The sequence below is a fragment of the Bradyrhizobium sp. Ken01 genome (assembly GCF_055807355.1).
Map to the genome: position 1 here is coordinate 102,728 of NZ_JBVVPC010000022.1, position 20,634 is coordinate 123,361.

Annotated in this window: 20 protein-coding genes and 1 pseudogene; 10 read left to right on the forward strand and 11 right to left on the reverse strand. The window is 64.2% G+C overall.

Going from position 1 to position 20,634, the window contains the following annotated elements; genetic code table 11:
- Positions 1-13: 13 nt before the first annotated feature.
- On the forward strand, positions 14-736 hold the full coding sequence (aqpZ, locus tag AC0L3S_RS21335; protein WP_473281105.1) for an aquaporin Z: 723 nt from the start codon (positions 14-16) through the stop codon (positions 734-736).
- Between the two features lie 36 nt (positions 737-772).
- Here the strand turns inward: aqpZ and AC0L3S_RS21340 are convergent, their stop codons facing one another.
- Positions 773-1,879: a 5-(carboxyamino)imidazole ribonucleotide synthase gene (locus AC0L3S_RS21340; protein WP_473281107.1), complete on the reverse strand. Its 1,107-nt coding sequence runs from the start codon at positions 1,877-1,879 to the stop codon at positions 773-775.
- Positions 1,876-2,364, reverse strand: a complete 489-nt coding sequence (gene purE / locus AC0L3S_RS21345) for a 5-(carboxyamino)imidazole ribonucleotide mutase (protein ID WP_473264871.1) — start codon at positions 2,362-2,364, stop codon at positions 1,876-1,878. The genes AC0L3S_RS21340 and purE overlap by 4 nt, the downstream gene beginning before the upstream one ends.
- A 141-nt stretch (positions 2,365-2,505) precedes the next feature.
- On the opposite strand from purE, the gene AC0L3S_RS21350 reads away from it, so the two are divergent.
- Positions 2,506-3,267, forward strand: a complete 762-nt coding sequence (locus AC0L3S_RS21350) for a GGDEF domain-containing protein (RefSeq protein ID WP_473281110.1) — start codon at positions 2,506-2,508, stop codon at positions 3,265-3,267.
- Here the strand turns inward: AC0L3S_RS21350 and AC0L3S_RS21355 are convergent, their stop codons facing one another.
- From AC0L3S_RS21355 to AC0L3S_RS21365, 3 genes are all read right to left on the reverse strand, one after another.
- Positions 3,268-3,519: a hypothetical protein gene (locus AC0L3S_RS21355; RefSeq protein WP_007596257.1), complete on the reverse strand. Its 252-nt coding sequence runs from the start codon at positions 3,517-3,519 to the stop codon at positions 3,268-3,270. It abuts the gene before it with no gap.
- 23 nt (positions 3,520-3,542) lie between these two features.
- On the reverse strand, positions 3,543-3,761 hold the full coding sequence (locus tag AC0L3S_RS21360) for a hypothetical protein (protein WP_106941998.1): 219 nt from the start codon (positions 3,759-3,761) through the stop codon (positions 3,543-3,545).
- A 120-nt stretch (positions 3,762-3,881) separates the two neighbouring features.
- Entirely contained in the window at positions 3,882-4,088 is a 207-nt protein-coding gene (locus AC0L3S_RS21365) for a YdcH family protein (protein WP_007596255.1), read from the reverse strand.
- Positions 4,089-4,415: 327 nt separating this feature from the next.
- Here AC0L3S_RS21365 and AC0L3S_RS21370 point away from each other — a divergent pair, with 327 nt between their 5' ends.
- Positions 4,416-4,595, forward strand: a complete 180-nt coding sequence (locus AC0L3S_RS21370; RefSeq protein ID WP_007596254.1) for a YdcH family protein — start codon at positions 4,416-4,418, stop codon at positions 4,593-4,595.
- A 166-nt stretch (positions 4,596-4,761) separates the two neighbouring features.
- On the opposite strand, the gene AC0L3S_RS21375 is transcribed toward AC0L3S_RS21370, so the two are convergent.
- The gene (locus AC0L3S_RS21375; RefSeq protein ID WP_473281112.1) at positions 4,762-5,865 is read right to left on the reverse strand and encodes an NAD(P)/FAD-dependent oxidoreductase; all 1,104 of its coding nucleotides are present in this window, start codon (positions 5,863-5,865) and stop codon (positions 4,762-4,764) included.
- Between the two features lie 202 nt (positions 5,866-6,067).
- Between AC0L3S_RS21375 and AC0L3S_RS21380 the strand changes: the two genes are divergently transcribed.
- The 6 genes from AC0L3S_RS21380 to AC0L3S_RS21405 all read left to right on the forward strand — a co-directional run bounded on the left by AC0L3S_RS21380 (position 6,068) and on the right by AC0L3S_RS21405 (position 13,842).
- Complete coding sequence (locus AC0L3S_RS21380) at positions 6,068-8,755, forward strand: sensor domain-containing protein (RefSeq protein WP_473281114.1); 2,688 nt, start codon at positions 6,068-6,070, stop codon at positions 8,753-8,755.
- 141 nt (positions 8,756-8,896) lie between these two features.
- Entirely contained in the window at positions 8,897-10,357 is a 1,461-nt protein-coding gene (locus tag AC0L3S_RS21385; RefSeq protein WP_473281116.1) for a glycerol-3-phosphate dehydrogenase, read from the forward strand.
- A gap of 75 nt (positions 10,358-10,432) precedes the next feature.
- Positions 10,433-11,602 (forward strand): ABC transporter ATP-binding protein, encoded by a 1,170-nt coding sequence (locus AC0L3S_RS21390; protein WP_473281118.1) that lies wholly within the window; start codon positions 10,433-10,435, stop codon positions 11,600-11,602.
- Complete coding sequence (locus AC0L3S_RS21395; protein WP_473281120.1) at positions 11,599-12,513, forward strand: ABC transporter permease; 915 nt, start codon at positions 11,599-11,601, stop codon at positions 12,511-12,513. Before AC0L3S_RS21390 ends, AC0L3S_RS21395 begins: the two co-directional genes overlap by 4 nt.
- A 4-nt stretch (positions 12,514-12,517) precedes the next feature.
- Positions 12,518-13,330, forward strand: coding sequence for an ABC transporter permease subunit (locus AC0L3S_RS21400; RefSeq protein WP_473281122.1), 813 nt, complete (start codon positions 12,518-12,520; stop codon positions 13,328-13,330).
- 14 nt (positions 13,331-13,344) lie between these two features.
- Positions 13,345-13,842: a DUF6622 family protein gene (locus AC0L3S_RS21405; RefSeq protein WP_473281124.1), complete on the forward strand. Its 498-nt coding sequence runs from the start codon at positions 13,345-13,347 to the stop codon at positions 13,840-13,842.
- On the opposite strand, the gene AC0L3S_RS21410 is transcribed toward AC0L3S_RS21405, so the two are convergent.
- From AC0L3S_RS21410 to AC0L3S_RS21430, 5 genes are all read right to left on the reverse strand, one after another.
- Positions 13,843-14,835 carry a hypothetical protein gene (locus tag AC0L3S_RS21410; RefSeq protein WP_473281126.1) on the reverse strand — a complete coding sequence of 331 codons (993 nt, stop codon included), beginning with the start codon at positions 14,833-14,835 and terminating at the stop codon, positions 13,843-13,845.
- Between the two features lie 113 nt (positions 14,836-14,948).
- Positions 14,949-15,800 (reverse strand): carbohydrate ABC transporter permease, encoded by an 852-nt coding sequence (locus tag AC0L3S_RS21415; RefSeq protein WP_106942006.1) that lies wholly within the window; start codon positions 15,798-15,800, stop codon positions 14,949-14,951.
- Positions 15,797-16,669 carry a carbohydrate ABC transporter permease gene (locus AC0L3S_RS21420; RefSeq protein ID WP_473264861.1) on the reverse strand — a complete coding sequence of 291 codons (873 nt, stop codon included), beginning with the start codon at positions 16,667-16,669 and terminating at the stop codon, positions 15,797-15,799. Before AC0L3S_RS21420 ends, AC0L3S_RS21415 begins: the two co-directional genes overlap by 4 nt.
- A gap of 76 nt (positions 16,670-16,745) precedes the next feature.
- Positions 16,746-18,131, reverse strand: a complete 1,386-nt coding sequence (locus tag AC0L3S_RS21425; protein WP_473264860.1) for an ABC transporter substrate-binding protein — start codon at positions 18,129-18,131, stop codon at positions 16,746-16,748.
- A gap of 209 nt (positions 18,132-18,340) precedes the next feature.
- Positions 18,341-20,269 (reverse strand): AsmA family protein, encoded by a 1,929-nt coding sequence (locus tag AC0L3S_RS21430; protein WP_473264889.1) that lies wholly within the window; start codon positions 20,267-20,269, stop codon positions 18,341-18,343.
- A 288-nt stretch (positions 20,270-20,557) separates the two neighbouring features.
- Between AC0L3S_RS21430 and AC0L3S_RS21435 the strand changes: the two are divergent.
- Positions 20,558-20,634: pseudogene (locus tag AC0L3S_RS21435) on the forward strand (succinyl-CoA--3-ketoacid-CoA transferase); the annotation flags it as partial.

The following is a 20,634-nucleotide window of genomic DNA, read 5'->3' on the forward strand; positions in this document are numbered from 1 at the left end:
CAGGGGACGACACATGGATATGAAGAAATACGCGGCCGAGGCTATCGGCACCTTTTGGCTCACATTCGCAGGTTGCGGAAGCGCTGTGATCGCAGCCGGCTTTCCGCAGGTTGGCATCGGTCTGGTCGGTGTCTCGCTCGCATTCGGGCTGAGCGTGGTCACGATGGCCTATGCGATCGGACACATCTCAGGCTGCCACCTCAATCCGGCCGTCACCGTCGGTCTCGCCGCCGGCGGACGTTTTCCGGCCGGACAGATCCTGCCTTATGTGATTGCGCAGGTCGCCGGTGCGATCGTGGCCGCGTGGCTGCTCTACGTCATCGCAAGCGGAGCTCCCGGCTTCGACGTCAGCAAGGGGTTCGCGTCGAACGGCTACGACGCCCATTCTCCCGGCCAGTACAGCATGATCGTGTGCTTCCTCACCGAGGTAGTCATGACCATGATGTTCCTGTTCATCATCATGGGCGCCACCCACGGCCGCGCGCCCGCGGGCTTTGCGCCGCTGGCGATTGGGCTCGCGCTCGTGATGATCCATCTCGTCAGCATCCCCGTCACCAACACCTCGGTGAACCCGGCGCGCAGCACAGGGCCCGCGCTGTTCGTCGGCGGCTGGGCGCTGTCGCAGCTCTGGCTGTTTTGGGTCGCGCCTCTGATCGGCGGCGCGATGGGCGGGGTGATCTATCGCTGGCTCAGCGACGAACCTGCCGGCGTCGTCGCGGGCGCAAAGACAGCGTAATCCCAAAGCGGGATCGCGGCATGCGCCGCGGTCCCGTTAATTGCCAGTCGTGGGTCGCACTTCAGTGACGTGGCCCATCTTGCGGCCGGGACGCGGCGCGCCCTTGCCGTAGATGTGCACGGTCGCGCCCGGCACGCTCAGCCACTTGTCATATTCGTTGATCTCGTCGCCGATCAGATTGGTCATGGTGACGACTTCGCCGTGGCGCACGGGCTTGCCGAGAGGCCAGCCGGCAATGGCGCGAATGTGCTGCTCGAACTGCGAGACGGACGCACCGTCGAGCGTCCAGTGTCCGGAATTGTGCACGCGCGGAGCGATCTCGTTGACCAGCACCTTGGGTCCGGTGCCGTTGGCGAGCACGAACATCTCGACGGCAAGCACGCCGACATAATCGAGCGCGCCCGCGATCTTGCCGGCGATGCTGCGCGCTTCCTCGGCGAGCACGTCCGGGATCCGCGCCGGCGCACGGGAGATCTTCAGGATGTGGTCGCGGTGCTCGTTTTCGGTGACGTCGAAACACTCGACCTGGCCTGTGGCCGAGCGGGCGGCGATCACGGAAATCTCACGCTCGTACGGCACGAAGGCTTCCAGGATGGCCGATTTGGTGGCGAGACTGGTCCACACTTTCGCGATGTCGTCGCCCTCGCGGATGATGGCCTGGCCCTTGCCGTCATAGCCGAAGCGGCGGGTCTTGAGCACCGCAGGAAGGCCGATCCTGGCGATCGCCTCCCGCAATGACGGGACCGACGTGACGTCGGCATAGGCTGCGGTGCCGATGCCGAGCCGGGTCACGAAATCCTTCTCGGCGAGCCGGTCCTGGGTGGTCTCGAGGATCTTGCGGTTGGGCAGCACCGGGCGGCGCGCATCCAGCACCATCGCGGCCGCGGACGGTACGTTCTCGAATTCGTAGGTGATGACGTCGACGTCGTTGGCGAACAGCTCAAGTGCTTCGACATCGGCATATTCGGCGCAGGTCGCATTCAGAACGACGTCGAAGGCCGGTGAGTCCGGATCGGGCGAGAACACCTGGCAGCGCAGGCCGAGCCGTGCCGCCGCCATGGCCAGCATCCGCCCCAATTGTCCGCCGCCGAGGATGCCAATGGTGTCGCCGGGCTTCAGCTTCACCTGCTTTGCGTCAGTCACGCCTTGTCCTCCGGGCGCTCGGCCACGGCCTCGGTCTGCGCCTTGCGCCAGGCGGCGAGGCGGTCGGACAAGGCCGGGTCGGACAAGGCCAGCACGGCAGCCGCCAGCAGCGCCGCATTGATGGCGCCGGCCTTGCCGATCGCGAGGGTGCCGACCGGGATGCCCGCGGGCATCTGGACGATCGAATAGAGCGAATCGATGCCCTTGAGCGTCCTGGATTCGACGGGGACGCCGAACACGGGCAGTTCCGTCAGCGCCGCCGCCATGCCGGGCAGGTGGGCTGCGCCACCCGCGCCGGCGATGATGACTTTGTAACCAGCCGACTTGGCGCCTTTGGCGAACGTAAACAGTCGGTCGGGGGTACGGTGGGCCGATACGATGCGGGTGTCGGCGGCAACGCCGAGCCCTGCGAGCGTGTCGGCGGCATGCCGCATCGTGTCCCAGTCCGACTGGCTTCCCATGATGATGGCGATCGGCGCGGTCATGACGTGAATTGTGCTCGAAAAACAGAAAGATAGGCCAGATTAAAGGTTCCGGCCGGTGGCTCGCAAGGCGGTGGCAAGGAGAAGGGAATGAACTATCCTGTCTTGGTGAATCCCCGCAAGCCTTCATTGAGCAGGACGCCCATGAAGAAACCAAAAAGGGCGAGCGCTGCGAAGGCCAAAAAGGGCCCGAAGACCAGCGCCGGCCGTTCCAAAGTTGTTCTCAAGCGTCCGGCCGTGAGTCCGGCCAACAGTCCGGGCAAGCGTCCGACCAGACCGTCGCGACGCGGAGCGTCTGCCGATGACGGCCCCACGGAGGTCATCAAGACGGCCATCAACGCGACCATCCGCGAGCTCCGGAGCAAGCTCAAGGGGGCGCTGCGGCGGGTCGCGGAGCTCGAGGCGGCCGCCGACACCGACTTCCTGCTCGATATTCCGAACCGGCGCGGCTTCGAACGCGAGCTCGCACGCGCCGTCGCCTACATGAAGCGCTACCGCGCCAGCGGCGCGCTGATCGTGCTCGACGTCGATCGGCTGAAGCCGATCAACGATTCCTTCGGCCATGCGGCCGGCGACGAGGTGCTGAAGGCGATTGCCACCACGCTGACGCGGCAGATACGCGCCTCCGACGTGGTCGGCCGGCTCGGCGGCGACGAGTTCGCGCTGCTGCTCTGGAATCTCAGCGAGACCGACGCCAAGGCGAAGGCCGCGGCCTTCGAGCAGGCTGTCGACGAATTGTCCTTTGTCTTTCGCGGCCAGCACGTGAGTGCGGGCGCTTCCGCCGGTGTCGCCCTGCTTGGGGTGCAGTCCGACGCCGCGCGCGCCCTGGAGGAGGCCGATGCTGCGATGTATGTGCGCAAGGCGCACCGGCGGCACGAGCCGCGCATCAGGCTCGTCAGCAGCTAGTTAAAGCGTGCCGAGGTCCTTCGGTACGTTGCCGAAGCTGCGGAGCAGTTTGGCGTCACCGAATTCGCCCGTCATGGGATCGCCGCTGCGGCTGAACGCGACGGCGCCGGTGTGGCCGGCGCCGTGCGACATAACCTCGGCACGCCGTAACGCGGCCGCCGCCGTCTGGCATTCCTCGGCCGCACCTGCGACCGGCGATCCGTCCTCGTCGGTCAGGAAGGGTAATGCAACGTAATAGGTGACATCGGACATGGTCGGCTCCGATAGCTGACAGCTCAGGCGGCGCTGCCCTTGCTCCGCATCTTGCTGCGCGAGGTCTCCGGAATGCAGCCGGCGGAAATGGCCGCCTGCAATTCCTCCAGCTCGGCCTCCAGATATTCATTGGCCATGATCAGCGCCTTGATGGTGCTGCGCAGATTGCCGTCGCACATCGCGATCGCCTGATCGCAGGCTTGTTCATAATGGCTGTTGTCGAGAAGGGCGGTCGCCGACATCTGCGTTTTTCCTTGGACGGTTTCCCCGGGGGCCTTGGGTGTCCAAATGTTCTTATTTTGTTCCTTTCGAGTCAAGCGGATTTACGTGCGGCGGGGCCGCCGTAAAGTTCTACCTGTGGATCAGGCGATGATGTCGGGCGTGATCTGGTCTTCGATGAACGCGATACGGTCACGCAACAACAGCTTGCGTTTCTTCAACCGCTGTAACCGCAACAGGTCGGGGGCGGGCGATTGATGCAGTGCATCGATCGCCACATCGAGATCTCGGTGTTCCTGGTGCAACCGGGCGAGCTCGGATTCGAGTTCGCGCGCATCTTCATTGGTCATGTCTGCGGTGGCCGAAAAACCGATAGGCGTGAGATTAAGGCTGTGGATGCCCTGTGGAAACTATCGTCCTTGCGCGCCGTGATCGCAAGCGATCTCGGGCTGTCGGGCGCCGATCTCCCGCGAGATATTTCTGCGGTCGCTCCGGCGTTGCGCAAGCGCATTGATATCACGGATTTTTCCCGCGTGGTTCCCTTACTCACGCTTCGTTACATATGAATTTCTAAAAATGACACTGCGACGACTGATATCCATCGACAGAACGAATCGGTGATGTACACTTCCTCGTCCGGTCGAATCCAAGGTTCACCCCTACCGAGGAGGTTTCGAATGACAATTCAGGCACATCTGGTTGAATTGGAACGGAAGCATAAAACTCTCGAAAACGAATTGCACGAAGCTCTCGTGCACCTTTCAACAGACGACCTGCAAATTGTTGAGTTGAAGCGCCGGAAGTTGATGGTCAAGGACCAGATCGAGCGTCTCAGGCACGGCGACACGCTCCACTAGTACCCCCGTAACAGCTTAGAGTTGATCGCACCCTTTCAGGCAGGGATGGGAGCCCTTGCGCTCATCCCTGCTGTAGGGCGCGCACCGTGCAAGGATTTGCGCGGCCCTAGCTTCTTGTCTGGACGCGGTTCTTTACGCGCACCGAAATCCTCTTCGCTTTAAAACACTACATATTTGCTAGGTCGGCGACGTGATCCGCGATCGCGAGCGATGACGTCAATCCGGGCGACTCGATGCCGAACAGATTGATCAGGCCTTCGACGCCGTGATCGCGCGGGCCCTGCATCAAGAAATCCTGCGTGGCTACCGCTGGCGGCACAATCTTCGGCCGGATACCCGAATAGCTCGGCATGAGCGCGCCGTCAGGCAATGTCGGCCAGTATTTGCGGATCGCCGGGTAAAAGCGCTCGGCGCGTGAGGGATCGACCTCATAATCGATGGTCTCGATCCACTCGACGTCGGGGCCGAAACGGGCCTGCCCGGCCATGTCCAGCGTCAGATGCACCCCTAGCCCGCCGGGCTCGGGCACCGGATAGATCAGGCGCGAGAACGGCGCCCTGGCATTGCAGCTGAAGTAGTTTCCCTTGGCGAGGTAGGCCGTCGGGATCCGTTCCAGCGGCATGCCCTCGATGTTGCGCGCCACCGTGGTCGCCGAGAGCCCGGCGGCGTTGACGAGGAGGCTGCATTGCAGCGTCATCGGCGCTTCGCCGCCCGCCTCGATCTCCATCACGCCGGCGGTCGCTTTGGCACGGATCAGCGGGGTGTGAAACGCGAAGGCCGCGCCCGCCTCCTCGGCTTCGCCGCGCAGCGAGAGCATGTAGGCGTGGCTGTCGATGATGCCGGTCGACGGCGACAGCAGCGCGGCGTCGCAGGCGAGCGCCGGCTCCAGCGCGCGTGCCGCATCGCCGGTGAGCAGCTGCATGTCGAGCACGCCGTTGGCCTCGGCATGCGCCTTGATCGATTGCAGCTTCTCGGTCTCTTTCGGATTGGTCGCGACGATCAGCTTGCCGCAATTCCTGTGCGGGATGGCGCGCTCGGAACAGTAACGGTAGAGCGCGTGCTTGCCGTCGACGCACATGCGCGCCATCCAGCTTCCGGCGCGGTAGTAGATGCCGGCATGGATCACCTCGCTGTTGCGCGAGGAGGTGATGGTGCCGATGGCCTCGGCTTGCTCGAGCACGATCACCTCGCGCCCGGCTTGCGCCAGCTTTCGAGCCACCGCGAGCCCGATCACGCCGGCTCCGATGACGACGCAGTCGACCTTATCCATGGTTGTGCAGGACGTCTGCTCGAAGCGACCAAGGCCTCACGCCTGGGAACGGCGGCGCGGGAGCGTTTTCCATTAAGGAAGAATTTATCATGTCAGGGCAATTGCCGTATTTGATGCCACATTTTTCCGTTGCGCGTACAGGCGTTTACCCGATCCAAACCCACGAGGCCAGACAATCCGACGTTGAAATCGCGGGTGGCTGATGGCTGAGAAGAACTGGCACGCGGGCAGCGCGCTTCCGATTGCGATGCAGGCCGCCGTGTGCCTGGCCGCAGCGGTCGCGCCTGCGCGCGCCTTTGCCCTCTCGGACAGCTTCACCCCTCCGAGCTATCTCGGCGAGCTTGATCCCAACGTGATCTGGGAAGCCCTGATCGCGGGCGTCGTGACTTGCTCGTTCCTCGTCGCGATCGCGCTGTGGATCCATTCCTCGCTGCGCCGGACCAGGCGTCTGCAGCTGCGGCGCAATGCCTTCGTCTCCTCCGCGATGAACAATCTCAACCAGGGCGTGGTGATGACGGATGCGCAGCGGCGCATCATCTTCTGCAACGACCGCTATATCGAGCTTTATGGCCTGGCGCGGTCGGATCTCTGGGCCAACATGAACGGCTACGAACTCCTCGAGCTGCGACGCAAGCGCGGTGTGCTCGGCGGCGCCTCCAACGACGAGTTCTACGAGAAGGCGGCAAGCACCAACGGCTTGATCACCGAACTGCCGGACGGGCGGGCCATCCTGGTGAAATATTTCGTGCTGCCCAATGGCGGCTCGGTGACGACGCATCTGGACGTCAGCGAGCAGCGCAGGCTGTCGCGGCAGCTCGCCTCCACCAAGCAGTTCCTGGAAACATTGCTGGACCACGTGCCGGCCTGCGTGGCCGCGAAGAACATCGAGGATGGTCGCTACATCTTCGCCAACAGCGCTTATGAGCGGTTCTGGGGTTTCTCGCGCGACCATGTCGTCGGCAAGAACGCGCGCGAGCTGTTTGCGCCAGTCTCGGCGGACAGCATCGAGGCGACCGACCGGGCGGCACTCGATTCGCAGGACGGCCAATTTCGCAACGAATTCGAGGTTGACCGCGCCGGTGAGCGGCGCATGGTTGCCTCGATCCGGATCGTGGTCCGCAACGAGAGCAACAAGCCCGAATTCCTGATGCTCGTGTTCGAGGACATCACCGATCGCCGCTCGCTGTCGAAGGAGCTGGAGAGCACGAAGAAGTTCCTGGAGCTCGTGGTCGACAACATCCCGGTGGCCCTGATCGTCGAGCAGGTCAAGGACGGCCGCTACCTGCTCGCCAACCGCAGCGCGGAGACGATTCTCAACCGCAGGCGCGAGGAAGCCACGGGCCTGACCGCGTCCGACATCTTCAATCCCAAGGAAGCCAAGCTGATCATCGCGCGCGACGAAGCCGCGATCAAGAAGCGCGGGATGATCACCGAAGAGCACCCGATCTCCACCAAGGACGGGCTGCGGCTGTTCCTCACCCGCCGCGCCACCGTGCTGAGCGACACCGGCGAGCCGCAATATCTGATCAAGACCCACGAGGACGTCACCGATCGCCGGCAGACCGAGTCGCGCATGGCGCACATGGCCTATCACGACGGCCTCACCGATTTGCCGAACCGTGCCGCTTTCCTGCAGGCGTTGACCCAGATGATCGAGGCCTGCGAGGGCACCGGCGAGGAGTTCGCGGTTCTGTGCGTCGATCTCGACGGCCTCAAGGAGGTCAACGACGTCTTCGGTCATGCGCACGGCGACAAGCTCCTGGTCGAGGTGGCCCAGCGGCTCCAGGACTCCGCGCGCGGCGGTGTTGTGGCGCGCCTGTCCGGCGACGAGTTCGGCCTGATCATTGACGGTAAGCAGCCGGACGCAGGTCTCGCGCTGGCGCAGCAGATCGGTGATGCCGTCGCCAAGGAATTCCAGATCGACGGCCGCCCGGTTCGCGCCGGCGTCACCACTGGCATGTCGATCTTCCCGCACAACGGCGCCGACGCCGCCTCGCTGCTCGCCAATGCCGGCGCGGCGCTGTTTCGCGCCAAGCAGAAATCGCGCGGCACGATCAGCCTGTTCCAGCCGGAGATGGACCAGCAGATACGCGATCGCCGCGTACTGCACCAGGACCTTTCGATGGCGATCAAGAACGGCGAGCTCTCGCTCGCCTTCCAGCCGCAGGGAGCTGCGGGCCAGAGCGTCGCCGAGAGCGAGATCATCGGCTTCGAGGCGCTGGCACGCTGGCAGCATCCGGTGCGTGGCCAGGTCTCTCCGGCCGAATTCATTCCGATCGCGGAGGAAAGCGGCCTGATCGTCGAGATGGGCGAGTGGATCTTGCGCGAGGCGTGCCGCGAGGCCGCGTCCTGGCCGACGCCGCTTCAGATCGCGGTCAACCTGTCGCCGGCGCAGTTCATGCACGGCGACGTGGTCGGGCTCGTCCATTCCATCCTGCTCGAGACGGGTCTTGCACCCGGCCGGCTCGAGCTCGAGATCACCGAGGGCGTGCTGATCGAGGACTTCGATCGCGGTCTGGCGCTGCTGCGCCGGCTCAAGGCGCTCGGCGTCCGCATCTCCATGGACGATTTCGGCAGCGGTTATTCCTCGCTGAGCTATCTCCAGGCGTTCCCGTTCGACAAGATCAAGATCGACCGCGCCTTCATCATCAATCTCGGCCGCAACCCGCAATCGGCGGCGATCGTGCGCGCGGTGATCGACCTCGGCCATGGCCTGGAAATGTCGATCGTCGCCGAGGGCGTCGAGACGCTGGAACAACTCGCCTTCCTCGCCGCGGAAGGCTGTGACGGCGTGCAGGGCTATTTGCTCGGCAAGCCCCTGCCGATCGGGAAATATGCCGGCCTCGTCGGTCGCGCCGAAGTCATGGAGCTTGCGCTCAAGACCGGCTAGAGCGTTTTCGAGCGAAGTAGATGCCGGTTCGCGTCAAGAAAACGCGCCAAACTAGAATCTAGAGCCCCCGTTCCGATTTCATCGGAACGGAAATGGCTCTAGTGATGGTGGGCGTTTCTTTCGCTCCCATTCGACGGCTTCATGGCGGATTACGATCTTGCGATCATCGGCGGCGGCCTGAACGGTGTCAGCCTCGCGCGCGATGCCGCCGGCCGCGGCCTGCGGGTCATCCTGTTGGAGCAGGGCGATCTGGGCGGCGCGGCGTCCTCGGCAACACCACGGCTGATCCACGGCGATCTCTCGGTCCTGGAACGGCGCGGCTTCCGACGGGTGCGCCGGGCATTGGCCGAGCGCCGGACCTGGATCCGGATCGCGCCGCATCTGGTTCGGCCGATGCGTTTCGTGATCCCGGCGCATTCCGAGGAGCGCCCACCATGGCTGCTGCGCGTCGGCCTGCTGCTCTACGACAGCCTCACCAGCCGGAGCGGCCTGCCTGCAACGGCGACCCTCGACATCACGCATCATCCGGTCGACAACGCGCTGAAACGACCGTTCGGCACGGCCTTCGAATATTCGGACTGCGTCGTCGACGATTCCCGATTGGTGGTGCTCACGGCACTGGATGCGACCGAGCGCGGCGCCGTGATTCGGACTGGAGCGCGCTGCGTGCGTGCCGATCGAACCGACACTTGGCGGCTCGCGGTCGTCGACCGCGGCCATCGCCGCACGATCGCGGCCCGGGCACTGGCCAACGCCACCGGCGGCTGGACGTCGATGGTCGCGGAGACCGTGCTGCGGCAGCCGCAACCCGCCATGGCGGCGATGCAGATGAGCCAGATCGTCGTCCCGCGGCTGTTCGATTCCGATAACGTCTACGTCTTCCAGAACAGCGATGGCCGGCTGATCTTCGTGAGCCCTTTCGAGCGCGACTTCACGCTGATCGGCACAGTCACGCACGATTTCACCGGCGATCCCGCGATCGTCGCGATGCCGGGGGCCGACATCGGCTATCTCTGCGAAGCGGCCGGTCGCTATTTCCGCGAGCGTGTCGCCCCGACCGACGTAGTGCGCGCGGTCTCCGGCGTCAACCTGACGCTGGCATCCGCGCGCGGACGTGATGGCACGACGCTGTTCGACGCGCGGCGGCGCAAGGCGCCGCTGATCACGATGTTCGGCGGTGACGTCACCACCTCGCGCCTGCGGGCGGAGCGTGCGGTGACGAAGTTGACGCCGTTCTATCCGATGTCGCCGCCCTGGACCGCAGGCGCGGCGCTACCGGGCGGAGATTTTGCCTGGGACCGTTTCGACACCGAGGTCGATTTTGCGCGTGACCGCTGGCGCTTTCTCTCGGAGACACAGGCCCAGCGCCTCGTCGCGGCCTATGGCTCGCGGCTATCGGCCGTGCTTGCCGAGGCGAAGACCCGGGACGATCTCGGCCCCGCCTTTGGTCCCGAACTGACCGGGGCCGAGGTGCGTTATCTCATGACCCACGAATGGGCGCGTTTTCCCGAGGACATCCTGTGGCGCCGCTCCAAGCTCGGCCTGACGATGTCAGCGCAGGAATGCGATGCGCTGGCAGCGTTCATGGCGAATGGGATGTGAACGAACCGCGTCTAACCGGTTGAGTGAGGGACGATCGGCCGCTAGCGTGCGGCGGGATTGGGGTTGGCAGGGACCATGACTGACGAGTTGCCCAGAACAGACGCTGCTGCGGATGCGGTCGGAGAGACGCAGTTCGCGGCCGGCGAGCCGCTGCTGCGCATCGAGGGCGTCGCCAAGACGTTCGGGACCTTCCGGGCCGTCGACGGCGTGTCGCTCGACATCAAGGCCGGCGAGTTCTTTGCACTGCTCGGGCCCAGCGGCTGCGGCAAGACCACGCTTCTGCGCATGCTCGCCGGTTTCGAAGCGCCGGATCAAGGGCGCATCCTGCTCGGCGGCAAGGACATCGCGCAGGCGCTGCCGCATGAGCGGCCGATCAACATGATGTTCCAGAACTACGCGCTGTTTCCGCACCTGTCGGTGCGCGACAACATCGCCTTCGGCCTGAAGCGCGCCGGCATGGCGCGCGCAGACATCGCCATGCGTGTGGCGGAGATGGTCGCGCTGGTGAAGCTCGATGGGCTCGAGAAGCGTAAGCCCGACCAGCTCTCCGGGGGCCAGCGCCAACGCGTGGCGTTGGCGCGCGCACTGGCGCGACGGCCGCAATTGCTGCTGCTCGATGAGCCGCTCGCAGCGCTGGACAAGAAGCTGCGCGAAAACACCCAAGGCGAGCTGATGGAGCTGCAGCGCCGGCTCGGAATGACCTTCATCATCGTCACCCACGATCAGGAAGAGGCGATGACGATGGCGAGCCGGATCGGCGTGATGAGGGACGGCAAGCTGGCGCAGGTCGCGAGTCCCCGTGAACTCTACGAGGCGCCACGCTCGCGCTGGATCGCGGAGTTTGTCGGCGACATCAACCTGTTCGACGCCGAGTCCAAATTGCGCGACGGCCATCGTCTGGTCATAGGCACGCGCGATGCGGGTACGCTGGCGGTGGCGGAGCCGCGCGAGCCGTTCGGTGAGGTCAGATTATCCGTTGCGATCCGCCCCGAGAAGGTCAAGCTGTCGCGCCGTGGGCCGGTGAGGGAAGCCGGTCATGAAACGGCGATCAACCAGCTGGACGGCGTGATCGCCGACATCTGCTATCTCGGTGGCACCACCACCTATAAGGTGAAGCTTGACGCCGGCGGGATTGTGAAGGCTGCAGTCGCCAATAGCGCGCGCCTTGACGTCGACGCCTACAGCCTGAACCAGCCGGTCGTCGCCTGGTTCACGCCTGACGACTGCATGGTGCTGCCCTCATGAGCGCGCGCCGCATTTTTGCGCGACCGGCTCGCCTTGCCGCGATCGCGCCCTATGTCTGGATGGTGCTTTTCTTCCTGGTGCCGTTCGGCTTCGTGCTGAAGATCAGCCTGTCGCAGACGGCGATCGCGCAGCCGCCTTACGAGCCGGTGTTCGATCTGATGGCGGGATGGGGGGCGCTGAAGGCCGCCTTTGCCGCGTTGTCGATCGACAATTTCAGGCTGCTCGTCTCCGACGACATCTACGTGTTCGCCTATGTGCGTAGCCTCACCGTCGCGGTCACCGCGACGGCGCTGTTGCTCCTGATCGGTTATCCCATCGCCTACGGCATGGCCCGGCTGCCGGCGCGCTGGCAAGCCGTGGCGATGGTACTCGTGATCGTGCCGTTCTGGACCTCGTTCCTGATCCGCATCTATGCCTGGATCAACATCCTCCAGCACGACGGCCTGCTCAACCAGATCCTGCTGGCGCTGCGTCTGGTCAGCCAACCCGTGGTATGGCTCTCCACCGACAGCGCGATGTATATCGGCATCGTCTATTCCTACCTGCCGTTCATGATCCTGCCGCTCTACGCCACGCTGGCCAAAATGGAGCCGGTGCTGGAGGAGGCCGCCTCCGATCTCGGCGCGCCGCGCTGGCAGGTGTTCTGGCTCGTCACCTTCCCGCTGTCGCTGCCCGGCGTCGGCGCCGGCGTGCTGCTGTGCTTCATCCCCATCGTCGGCGAGTTCGTCATTCCGGATCTCCTGGCCGGCTCCAATTCCCTGATGATCGGCCAGACCCTGTGGCTCGAATTCTTCACCAACAAGGACTGGCCGGTCGCCTCGGCCGCGGCCATCGTGCTGTTGGTGGTGCTGCTGGTCCCGCTGCTGCTGTATGAGCGGCTGCAGAAGCGGCAGCTGAAACAGGGGCGGTGAGGCGATGCGCAAGGTCTCCCGCCTGTCACGCTTCAACGTCGCCTCGCTCGCGCTGGGCCTGGCCTTCCTCTACCTGCCGATCCTGATCCTCGTGATCTATTCCTTCAACGCCTCGCGGCTGGTGACGGTGTGGGGCGGCTGGTCGCTGCGCTGGTATCACGAGTTCTTCAATGACCGCGCCATGATCGAGGCGGCCTGGATGAGCCTGCGCGTCGCGGTTTCGTCGGCGACCATTGCGACCCTGCTCGGCACGCTCGCCGCATTGGCGCTGTCGCGCGGCGAGCGGTTTCGCGGCCGCACCCTGTTCTCCGGCATGCTCTATGCACCGCTGGTGATGCCGGAGGTGATCACCGGACTGTCGCTGCTGCTCTTGTTCGTGGCGCTGAACGCCGAGCGGGGCTTCTGGACGGTGACGATCGCGCACACCACGCTGACGATGTGCTTCGTCGCCGTCGTCGTCCAGTCCCGCCTCGGCTCGCTCGACCGCAGCTTGGAAGAGGCCGCGATGGACCTCGGCTGCGACCCGGTGCGCGCGTTCGTGGCCGTGACGCTGCCGCTGATCGCGCCCGCGATCGTCGCCGGCTGGATGCTCGCCTTCACGCTGTCGCTGGACGATCTCGTGATCGCGAGCTTCACCACCGGCCCGGGTTCGGCGACGCTGCCGATCCGGATCTATTCGGAGGTGCGGCTGGGGGTGAAGCCCGAGATCAACGCGATCTGCACGCTGGTGATCGCCTTGATCGCGGTCGTCATCGTGATCGCCTCGCTCGCCTCGAAACTGTCGAGTTCGCAGGGCGAGAGCGCTGCGCCGCTTTGAGAGGGGAGGCGATGATGACGTTCGCCTATCAGGTCCTGGTGCATACCCCGGTATGGGTCTTCGCACTGCTTGCCTATCTCATCTGGCAAGGTGTGCAGGCAATGCAGCCGCGCACGACGCCGATCTGGCGTGCGCTGATCGTGCCAGTGGTGTTCATCGTCTGGGGGATGTCTCGGATCGGCTTCGGGCATCAGGACAGCGCATGGCCGCTGGTCGCATGGTTCGTGGCCGCACTCGCGCTGCTGCCACTAGGTGTATTGACGCCGCGCCCTTTCGACGTGGATCACGCGACCGGGCAGATCATCCGTCCGGGCAGTCCAATTGGTCTGGTCCGCAACCTGATTGTCTTCGCCTCGCAATATGCGGTCGGCGTGATCTCGGCGATCGATGCGGGGGATCGTGCGCTGGCCATCATCGTCGGCCGCGCTATCTCAGGCGCCACCGCCGGCTATTTCATCGGTTCGACGATCGCGCTGCTGATCGCGTATCGCCGCAAGAGCGCGGTGAGATAATCAGTGTGATCGGGATGCACGTTTCACAGCTTTGGGGCCAGTAGAACGCGATCGTGTCCCGGAGGCCGCGGCGGGCTCTGCGTACCGCGCGCGTACCGCCCCGTGGACGGCGGATCCAAGCTGCCGCAGCGCGAGGCTGTCGAGCGGAAATTCGAGCAGGATATGGATCAGGCTTAGTGCCAGCAGGAAGGTGAAGCCGAAGGCATAATCGTAGAAGTACAGCGCGGTCGAGACGGCGCTGGCGCCGGCCATCGCCGCCAGGCGCGCCTTTGGCACAGCGGTCCAGCGGATCACGTCGGCTTTGATGAACCAGTTGAGATAATGATAAGTGTAGACGAACGCGAGCAGGCTGGTCAGCCTGGTGTCGAGGACGAGACCTGGCACGCCGAACAGCCGGCCGAGGGCCGGGCCGACATTGCCGAAGTAATCCTGTCCGACGCGGGCAAAGCTCGTGATCCGGACTTCGGCGGTCGGCGGCAGCAGCAGAATTGTCGCGAGCGCGACGACGTAGACGGCCACCAGCGCGGCTTGCACGCGGCTGCCGGACCGGTAGGCACCGAGCACCATAAAGATCAGCGTGAACAGGCAGACGTGGATCAGGGTCGGAATCAGGATGCCGATGACCGCGAGGGACGACCCGCTCGAATACATGATCGCGGACAGCGCGATGGCCGCCATGAACAGCAGCATACTTTCAATCGCCGAGGTGGTGGCCGCCAGCATGGCACACACGACCAGCGCGCCCCACATTGCGAAGCCGAACCAGGACGCGTTGTCGATCAGGGCCGCGACCACGGCGACAATCGCCAGGACAGCGGCAATCCCGCGGTGAGGCAGATAGTAGCTGCGATCATGCAGCCACGAGATCTCGGTGAAATAGTGCGCCGGGCCGAGCACGACATAGGCCAGCAGCAACAGCTCGAACGGCACCAGATAGGACGCGGCGAGCGCCCCGAGCATCAGGCCGAGGTGGAGTGCATCGTTGCTGCGCATGATGAGCCCGCTGGCTTTGCGGGCTGCAAGTTAGAGCAGGCGCGGACAACTGGCAATTGTCCGCTGGCCTGCTCAAGCGCCGTGCTTGGGGCGTCCCGATCCGTCCTGCTTCGTCAGGACTTCACCGCACCCGCCGTGAGCCCGCCCACCATGTAGCGCTTGAAGGCGTAATAGACCGCGGCCGGCGGCAGCGCGTAGATGAAGCCGGTGGTCATCAACAGCTCCCACGGCGAGTCGTCGGCGGCCAGGAAGTTGCCGAGCGCGACCGGTAGCGTGATGTCGGTGTCCTTGGACAAGAGCAGGAACGCGTAGAGATATTCGTTCCAGGCCAGCAGCACGGCATAGGTACCGATCGCGACCAGCGAGGGCATCATCAGCGGCACATAGACCAGGCGGAACAGCTGCAGCGTGGTCGCGCCGTCCATCACGGCGGCCTCGTCGAGCTCGACCGGCAGCTTGTCGGACGCCTGCTTCAGCACCCAGATCGCGTAAGGCGAGGCGATCGTCACCATGGCCAGGATCAGCGACCAGTGATTGTTGAGCAGGCCGTAATTGCCCATGGTGCGGTACATCGGCACGGCGAGGAACGCCGCCGGGATGAAGTAGGTGAACAGCGCGAGATTCATCACCCAGCGGCCGCCCGGCACCTTAAGCCGCGAGATCGAGAATGCGGCGGCGGTCGCGATGAACAAGGTCAGCGCGCCGGCGGCCAGTGCGATCACAGTCGAGTTCCAGAACTGGATCCAGAAGTCGCGCAGGAAATAGTGCTCCTGGTAGAACACGATGTGGAAGTTGTGCAGCGTTGGATGATCCGGCCACAGCTTGCCCGAGAACGCGTCCTCCTTCGGCGAGATCGCGAAGAGGAACATGTGGTAGATCGGAATCATGGTCCAGATGAAGACCGGGATGCCGATCAGCAGGAGCTTGGCTTCGGTACCAACTTCGCGGAGGGTGGGAAGCTTCATCGCGACAACCGTTTCATCATGAAGTACATCAGCGGCAGCACGAACGGTATCGCGCAGACGATGGAGGCCATCGCGAGCGAGAGCTGGTCGAGCCGGAGATAGCGGATGCCGAGCGTCGACAGCACATGCGTGAGGTCGGCCGGCCCGCCGCCGGTAAGCAGATAGACGCTGTTGAAGTCGCCGAGCGTCCAGATCATCGAGAGCAGCGTGCAGGTGACGTAGAGCATCTGCATCGACGGCCAGGTGATGAAGCGGAATTTCTGCCACGGACTGGCGCCGTCGACCTCGGACGCCTCGTACAGGTCCTGCGCGATCGCGAGCCGCCCGGTCAGCAGGATCAGCGTCCAGAACGGCAGCGACTTCCAGATATGCACGGCGATCGCCATGGTCAGCGCGACCGTCGGATCGTTCAGCCAGTTCGGGCCGTCATCGCCGGTGAGGGAGAAGATGAAATGGTTGACCATGCCCCATTCGGGATTGAGCATGAAGCGGACCGACAGGATGGTCGGGATCGACGGCACCGCCCAGGGCAGGATGAAGATCACCGACAGCCATTTGATCCAGGGGCGCTGCTGGGCGAAGAAGCCGGACAGGAACAGCGCGATCAGCATCTTCACGTTGATGCCGATGACCAGGAAGATCAGCGTGTTGACCGCGGCGCGCGCAAAGATCGGGTCGTTGTACAGCGCGACATAGTTCGCCGGATCGCGCGCCAGCCACAGGCCGTAGCCGACGGGATAGAGGACGAAGGCCAGGAAGACGAGTAGATAGGGCACAAGCAGCAAGATGCCCCAGACCTGCTGCGTGGTCAGGCGCGCCGACAGGGGAGGGGCCGGAATTGTGTCTGAGCCGGAAAGTGTGATCGCCATATCGCATACCCACCGAAAGCAACCGGTCGCGGAGAGCCGCGACCGGTATTAGCATATACCTTATTGCAGTCCGGGATCAGCCCGCGACCGCCTTGATGCGGGCGATCAGCTCGTCGACCGCCTTGTCCACCGGCACCTTCTCGCTGACCACGCGGTTCATCGCCTTGGCCCAGACGTTCTCGTTGTTCAGGATGGTGAACTTCCAGTTCTTGGTGAAGTCGAACGGGGCGGTGCCGCCCTTGAACTGCGCGTAGACCGCCTTGCGATGCCGGTCGGCCTGCCAGAACGGGCTCTCTTGGCTTTCCTTCGTCACCGGGAACCAGCGGCCGAGCGCACCCTCGATATAGGGGCGGACGTTCTCTTCCTGGAGCAGGAAGGCGATGAACTGCTTGGCCTCGGCCTTGTTCTTGGCCACGGAGAAGACCAGCCCGGTCTTGACGTCCGAGCGGTAGCGGATCGTCGAACCGTCCGGAGCCTTCGGGAAGGACGCGGTGATAATGTCCTCGCCATAGGCCTTCTTGCCGGCGTCGCGCTGCTCCTGCGTCAGAGACTGATTCTGGGAATCCTCGAACCACTTCGCCGCGATCGAGATCGTGAAGTTGTGGGTCATCACGATGGTCTTGTTGTGGAAGGCGACGTTGTTGTCCGGATCCTTCCAGGTCGTGGAGGACGGCGGCGTGCAGCCCTTGATATAGGTGTCGGTGTAGTCCTTCAGCGCGCTGATCAGGTTCTCGCGCACCTTGGGATCGTCGACCGTGAGCTTGCCGTCGTCGTCGACCAGTTTGACGTGGTAGGCGTCCATGAAGGTGTAGAACGACTGGAAGGCGTCGGTGGATTCGACGCCCATCGGCTGGCCGACGCCATAGATGCGCTGGCCCGTGGCCTTGCGGATTCCCGGCTGCACCTTGTCGCACCAGAACGTCCAGTAGCCCGCCCAGTCCGTCGGGATGTCGGCGAGCTTGAAGCCGGCCTTCTCCAACATGTCGTTCCAGATCTCGACATGCATGCTCTGCTGCTTCAGCGGGAAGCCATAATAGGCCTTCTTCTTGGTGACGTCGTTGTAGAGGATCGACGCATCCAGCGTGTTCTGCACGAACCGATCCTTGATCGGCTCCATGATCTCGGAGAGGTCCTCGAGCTTGCCTTCGTAGGCCCACTTGCCCTGCACCTGCACGTCGTAGGTGTCGGAATAGGCAACATCGGGCACGGTGCCTGAATCGAGTGCGGCCACCGTCTTCGGAATCATGTCCTGGATCGCGTACTGCGACAATTCGACCTTGATGCCGGTCTTGGCTTCGAACTTCTTGATCGTGTCGAGCAGCGCGTCGTCTTCGGAGCGGTAGAAGCCCTTGCCCCACCAGACCGTAATCGTCTTCTGCTGCGCAAATGCGGGTGCAGCGGCTGCAAACAGCCCGGCCGCAGCGACCGCCAGTGATACTGCGCCAATAACCTTGGATTTCACGTTTTTCTCCCTCAAACGGCCGGTGTTTTTAACCGGTCGTATAAAACACTAGCGCATGGCGGTAGTCCGATCTAGCGGCTTGTTGTCAGACATAGGTCGTGGGGGTGTCGGGCGAGAGGAGATGCTTAATGGGCGCATCGATCCAATCGCCGCATCGATGCGCCCTGATCAATTCGCGCCGATCGGCTGGTGCCGCATGATCGCCGTCCTTAATTGGACTTCGCGCCTTCCTTGGCGTTCTCCGCCGTCGGCGCTTCGGCCGGTGCGGGACGTTTTCCGGTGCCGGTGATGCGCTCGATGGCGGAGCGCACCGCGTCGCCCGGCTTGCGGTCTTTCAGCATGTCGAGCAGGGGCGCAGAGGCCGGCGAGCGGCGGATCAGGCTTTCCGGATCGGGAAAGACGAGGGGGTCGTCCCAGGGGCCCTGCACTACGAAGGGCAATTCGAACCCCGACGCACTGTTGAGGCTGGCCACGCCCTTCATGTCGTATTCGCGCGCCGGCACCGAGGCGGTGCCGGTCATCGTGATCTTCGCCGCAGGTCCCTCGACGCGGATGTCCTCGGCGGTGGCCACGCCATCGGAGAACTTCACCGCGATGGTGAGATTGTCGTAAGGGGTGGAGCCGTTGCGGAAATTGCCGCCGCCGGACAGCGGCCGCCGCTCAAGCCGCTTCAGGAGCTGCTCGGCATTGAAGCCCGCGATCGCGCCGTCATGCCCGGTCACGGTGGCGCTGCCGTCGAGCGACTGCACGAGGCCGAACGGGCTCGAGCCGGACGCGAGGAGCGAAACGTTGATGTTGCCGCGCCCGGACAGCTTGTTGATACCGAACAGCTCGGAGGCGCAGGCCTGAAGATCGACGTCGGTGAACTGGAATTGCGCCTTGATGTCGGCGACGGTGTCGGAGCGCGCGATGCCGAACGAGCCCTTGGCGATGCCGCCATAGACCTGGGCCTCGCCGACCGAGAGCGCCAGCGTGCCGTTGCGTAGATTCGCGCCGATCGCGGTGCGGCCGAGTTTGGACGCCCCGACCGTCAGCTTGGCGGCCGACAGGCGCATGTCGAGGTCGGTGGTCGACAGGGCGTTGAGATCGAACAGCTGCCTGTTCCAGTCGCGCGCGCCGCTCGCGAGCAGGCGGAAGGTCGAGATATAGGGTGTGAAGTCGAGCGCGTCGGCTGCGAGCGTCGCCTGCAGCGTCTGCCGGCCGTTATTCGCGTAGGTCATCACGCCCTCGGCGGTGTTGCCGTCGAGCTCGACATTGACGTTGGTGAGCGCGATCGAGGCGCCGACGACATTGGCCCGCGCCTTCAGCGCGAAGCGGCCGAAGCCGCCGCTGGCGGGCTGCGGCTGGCCGGTCCAGCGCAGCGCGTTGCGCAAGGACGGGCTGTCGATGGTGAGCGTGCCCTCCATCATCGGGCTGGTGCGGTTGGCGACGCTGCCGTCGAAGGCGAGCTTGAGCGGTGCGCTCGCGATCCGTGCCTTCAACCCCGAGCGCTCGCCGGAGAGGGCGGCGACGAAATCGGAAAAGCTGATCGAGCCGTCAACCCGTTCGCCGCGCCAGTCGAATTGTCCGGTCGCGGCGAAGGAGCGCGAGATCGAAGGCCAGGCCAGCGACAGGTCGATGTCCTCGAACTTCTCGGTGCCGTGCGTGGCGGCGTCCTCGTAGTTGAGCACGCCGTCCTGGATCCGGATCTCGGAGAACGACACTTGATTCTCGGCGCCGGGCTTCATGGTGCGCGCGATGGTCTGGATGAACGGCGTCCAGTTGCTTTCGCCGTCCGGCTTCAGGCTGACATGGATGCGCGGCCGCAGCAGCATCAGGTCGGCGATCTCGAACCGTTGCAGCAACAGCGGCAGCAGCCGCAGGTTCGCGGTAAGCACGTCGACATGGAGCGCGGGGTCGCTGGTCCCGCCGCCCTTCAGACCGACGTCATGGAAGGAGATGTAGCTTGCCGGCAGCACGGAAATATCGATCGCGCCTGCGACATTGACCTCGAGCCCCGTGACGTCGCGGATCTGCGTTTCCACCGCCTTGCGCAGCGCGTCGCGGTTGATGAGCCATGAGGTCGCGATCAGGGCGATGAGCGCCACGCCGAGCAGCGCCGCGATCGGCGTCCCGAGGCGCTTCATTCCTTGGGCCATGGTCAATGGCATGTCCTGATCGAGTTGTCGCTGGAGCCAGAAGGCGGGCCGGGAAACCTGCGCGCCCCACGCCCAAGACCTATTGTGTTAAGTGCCGCAACTTGATGGGTTTTCTTGTCGCTTTCAAGGCCGCGGGAACGGTTGCGCCCATGGCTTGGGCAGCTTCTATCACCCAGGGGCGGAGCGGAGAACCCCGTATCATTGACGGCTTCGGACGATTTCGCCTAATAATCGCCGCCACTAAGGCGCGACGCCTGCAAGCCGAAGGTTCACTCGAAGGTAATTTGCATGAACAAGGTCTATCCCGACGCCAAGTCGGCTCTCGAGGGCGTTCTGAAAGACGGCATGATGATCATGTCGGGCGG

What these genes read in the sequence shown, in the direction of transcription:
- aqpZ (WP_473281105.1), top strand. Translation starts at nt 14, where the DNA reads ATGGATATGAAGAAATACGCGGCCGAGGCTATCGGCACCTTTTGGCTC.
- purE (WP_473264871.1), bottom strand. Translation starts at nt 2,364, where the DNA reads ATGACCGCGCCGATCGCCATCATCATGGGAAGCCAGTCGGACTGGGAC.
- AC0L3S_RS21350 (WP_473281110.1), top strand. Translation starts at nt 2,506, where the DNA reads ATGAAGAAACCAAAAAGGGCGAGCGCTGCGAAGGCCAAAAAGGGCCCG.
- AC0L3S_RS21355 (WP_007596257.1), bottom strand. Translation starts at nt 3,519, where the DNA reads ATGTCCGATGTCACCTATTACGTTGCATTACCCTTCCTGACCGACGAG.
- AC0L3S_RS21360 (WP_106941998.1), bottom strand. Translation starts at nt 3,761, where the DNA reads ATGTCGGCGACCGCCCTTCTCGACAACAGCCATTATGAACAAGCCTGC.
- AC0L3S_RS21365 (WP_007596255.1), bottom strand. Translation starts at nt 4,088, where the DNA reads ATGACCAATGAAGATGCGCGCGAACTCGAATCCGAGCTCGCCCGGTTG.
- AC0L3S_RS21370 (WP_007596254.1), top strand. Translation starts at nt 4,416, where the DNA reads ATGACAATTCAGGCACATCTGGTTGAATTGGAACGGAAGCATAAAACT.
- AC0L3S_RS21375 (WP_473281112.1), bottom strand. Translation starts at nt 5,865, where the DNA reads ATGGATAAGGTCGACTGCGTCGTCATCGGAGCCGGCGTGATCGGGCTC.
- AC0L3S_RS21380 (WP_473281114.1), top strand. Translation starts at nt 6,068, where the DNA reads ATGGCTGAGAAGAACTGGCACGCGGGCAGCGCGCTTCCGATTGCGATG.
- AC0L3S_RS21385 (WP_473281116.1), top strand. Translation starts at nt 8,897, where the DNA reads ATGGCGGATTACGATCTTGCGATCATCGGCGGCGGCCTGAACGGTGTC.
- AC0L3S_RS21390 (WP_473281118.1), top strand. Translation starts at nt 10,433, where the DNA reads ATGACTGACGAGTTGCCCAGAACAGACGCTGCTGCGGATGCGGTCGGA.
- AC0L3S_RS21395 (WP_473281120.1), top strand. Translation starts at nt 11,599, where the DNA reads ATGAGCGCGCGCCGCATTTTTGCGCGACCGGCTCGCCTTGCCGCGATC.
- AC0L3S_RS21400 (WP_473281122.1), top strand. Translation starts at nt 12,518, where the DNA reads ATGCGCAAGGTCTCCCGCCTGTCACGCTTCAACGTCGCCTCGCTCGCG.
- AC0L3S_RS21405 (WP_473281124.1), top strand. Translation starts at nt 13,345, where the DNA reads ATGACGTTCGCCTATCAGGTCCTGGTGCATACCCCGGTATGGGTCTTC.
- AC0L3S_RS21410 (WP_473281126.1), bottom strand. Translation starts at nt 14,835, where the DNA reads ATGCGCAGCAACGATGCACTCCACCTCGGCCTGATGCTCGGGGCGCTC.
- AC0L3S_RS21415 (WP_106942006.1), bottom strand. Translation starts at nt 15,800, where the DNA reads ATGAAGCTTCCCACCCTCCGCGAAGTTGGTACCGAAGCCAAGCTCCTG.
- AC0L3S_RS21420 (WP_473264861.1), bottom strand. Translation starts at nt 16,669, where the DNA reads ATGGCGATCACACTTTCCGGCTCAGACACAATTCCGGCCCCTCCCCTG.
- AC0L3S_RS21430 (WP_473264889.1), bottom strand. Translation starts at nt 20,269, where the DNA reads ATGGCCCAAGGAATGAAGCGCCTCGGGACGCCGATCGCGGCGCTGCTC.